We start from the raw sequence: 2,629 nt of genomic DNA on the forward strand, positions 1-2,629 counted from the left end.
GCCGCCCGCCCGACCGGGGCCCGGGGGGGTCCACCACCCCTCCCCACGCCCCCCCCCCCCCCCGGGGGGCCCCCCCCCGCCGACCAGCCGGTTGAGGTGCCCGGTCGCGGTCGGCGCGGCGACACCGGCGTGCCGGGCCAGCTCGCCCGCCGTCCAGGCCCGCCCGTCGAGCAGTGCCAGGCAGAACGCCGCCCGGGTGCCGTCCGCGAGCAGTCCGGCCACCGCCGCGAGCTCCCGGCCGGCCGTCTGCGTTCGTTCGCTCCCCATCCGCCCATTGTCGACCGGCGACCGTTCGGCCGACGCCGAACCGACGGGCCGGGCCCTGCCGCGCACGGGGTCGCCGGCGTCCCGTCAGGCCGGTGTGCGGGGTGCGGCCGACGCCGCGTCGAGGGACGGCGCGGCCGTCTCCCCGGCAGGGGCTGCCGGCTCGCCGGGGAGCAGCGCCGCGGCGGCCACCGGGAAGACGGCGGCCAGGGCGTAGGCGGGGGCGAAGCCGTGGGCGGTGACGAGGGCACCGGTCAGCGGCGGGACCAGGACGATCGCGGCGTGCTGGCCGAGGCCGTGGACGCCGAGGGCCCGACCCGCCCAGGCCGGGCCGGCGTGTTCGGCGACGGCGGTGTTGTGCAGGCCGTTGGTGGAGACGGTCAGTGCGGTGGCGAGCAGCAGGGCGGCGGTGCCGAGCGGCGGTGCGGCGGCCGCCCCGAGGGCGAGCAGCAGGACGGCGGCGGCGGTGGCCAGGGCGAGCAGCCGCATCGGGCGCAGCCGGCTGCCGACCCGGTCGGACCACCAGCCGGCGAGCAGCCGCACCCCGGCCCCGGCGAGGTTGGCGACCGCGAGGACCGTGCCGGCGGTCGCGGCCGGCCAGCCGCGGGCGGTGGTGAGGAAGACCAGGGCGAAGCCGGCCACCACGAACTGCGGGACGCAGAGCAGCGCGGCCGCGCCGTGCAGCCGCCACAGCCGGCCGCCGCGGTAGGGGCCCGGCCCGCGGACGGTGCCGGTCTCCGGGGGCCGCGGCGGGTCGACGGCCAGCAGCAGGACGACGCCGCCGACGGCCGCGCACAGCAGGGCGCAGCAGCCGAGCGCGGCGGGGAGTCCGGCGTGTTCGGCGAGCGGCGGGAGGACGGCGGCGGCGAGGCCGACGCCGAGCGGTTGGGAGGCCTGCCGGACGCCCATGGCGATGCCGCGCCGGTGCGGCGGGAACCAGCCGATGACCAGGCGGCCGGAGGCGGAGTTGACGGAGGCCCCGCAGGCGCCCGCGAGGACGAGCAGCACGGCGAGCGCGGTGGCGCCGCGGACGGCGGCGGCGACCGAGAGGACGGCGGCCGCCGGGAGCAGTCCCGCGGCGAGCGCGAACCGCTCGCCGCGGCGGTCGGCGACCAGGCCCCAGCCGACCATGGTGAGCAGGATGCCGAGGATCGGGCCGGAGACCAGCGCGCCGGCCCCGGCGAGCGAGAGGCCGAACTCTCGCTGGAAGGCGGGCAGCAGGGACGGCAGGCCGTAGAGGACGGTGGTCATCGCGGTCTGGCCGCCCGTCCCGATCGCGAGCATCAGCCAGCGGCGGTGCGCGGGGTTCCCGGTCATGCCGGGAACCCTACGGAGGTGTCAGCAGGTGGGACGGGGATTTCCGACCCGTGAGACGGCTCGGGGCGGGTCAGGGCGGGACGGCGGGTCAGGGCGGGACGGCGGGTCAGGCCTGCCGGGAGGCCAGCGTGACGACGGTGATGTCCGAGGGCGCGCCGACCCGGACGGGCGGGCCCCAGGCGCCGGCACCGCGGGTGACGTAGAGCTGGGTGTCGCCGTACCGCTCCAGCCCGGCGACCGTCGGGTTGGCCAGTGCGGCCAGGTAGTTGCCCGGCCAGAGCTGGCCGCCGTGGGTGTGTCCGGAGAGCTGCAGGTCGACGCCGCGGCGGACGGCCTCGTGCACGGCGACCGGCTGGTGGGCCATCAGGACGGCGGCGCGGCGGGTGTCGCGGTCGCCGAGCGCCCGGTCGTAGTCGGGGCCCTGGCCCTCGGCGGTGCCGGCGATGTCGTTGACGCCGGCCAGGTCGAAGTGGGCGAGTTCGGTGCGGGCGTTCTCCAGCGGGTGCACGCCGAGCTCGCGGACGAACTCCACCCAGGGGGCCGCGCCGGAGAAGTACTCGTGGTTGCCGGTGACGAAGTACGCGCCGTCCCGGGCGCGCAGCCGGGCGAGCGGCTCGGCGGCGGGGCCGAGGTCGGCCACGGTGCCGTCGACCAGGTCGCCGACGATGGTGATGAGGTCGGGCTGGACGCCGTTGATGGTGTCGACGATGCGCTGGGTGTGGGCGCGGCCGAGGATCGGGCCGAGGTGGATGTCGCTGACGACGGCGATCCGGTATCCGTGGGCCTGCCGGGGCAGCTTGGCGAGCGGGACGGTCACGTGCTTGAGGCGCGGCCCGCGGAGGACTCCGTACGCGCCGTTGCCGACCACGGCCGCGGCGGTGGCGCCGGCGGCGACGGCCACGCCGCGGGCGACGAGGAGCCGGCGCGAGGGGTCGGACGGTCCGGCGGCGGGCCGGTCCCCGCCGGCGGGCGGCACGGCCGGCGGGGCCGCCGCGGGCTCGGCGGGGGGACCGGGCGGGGGTGCGGCGGCCGCCGGCACCGGCTCCCG

General features: G+C 79.2%; 3 protein-coding genes. All 3 read right to left on the bottom strand.

Features of this window, described 5'->3' with window-relative positions; genetic code table 11:
• A partial coding sequence (locus ABD353_RS29175) for an ArsR/SmtB family transcription factor (protein ID WP_344626683.1) occupies positions 1 to 267 on the bottom strand: 267 nt, incomplete at its 3' end.
• An 84-nt stretch (positions 268 to 351) separates the two neighbouring features.
• Positions 352 to 1,581 (bottom strand): MFS transporter, encoded by a 1,230-nt coding sequence (locus tag ABD353_RS29180; protein ID WP_344626684.1) that lies wholly within the window; start codon positions 1,579 to 1,581, stop codon positions 352 to 354.
• 106 nt (positions 1,582 to 1,687) lie between these two features.
• The coding region (locus tag ABD353_RS29185; protein WP_344626685.1) for a metallophosphoesterase at positions 1,688 to 2,629 on the bottom strand (942 nt) is incomplete at its 5' end.

Source organism: Kitasatospora arboriphila, from assembly GCF_039528095.1.
In the GTDB taxonomy this organism is placed as follows: domain Bacteria; phylum Actinomycetota; class Actinomycetes; order Streptomycetales; family Streptomycetaceae; genus Kitasatospora; species Kitasatospora arboriphila.

Coding starts and splice junctions, on each gene's coding strand:
- ABD353_RS29180 (WP_344626684.1), bottom strand. CDS start 1,581: ATGACCGGGAACCCCGCGCACCGCCGCTGGCTGATGCTCGCGATCGGG.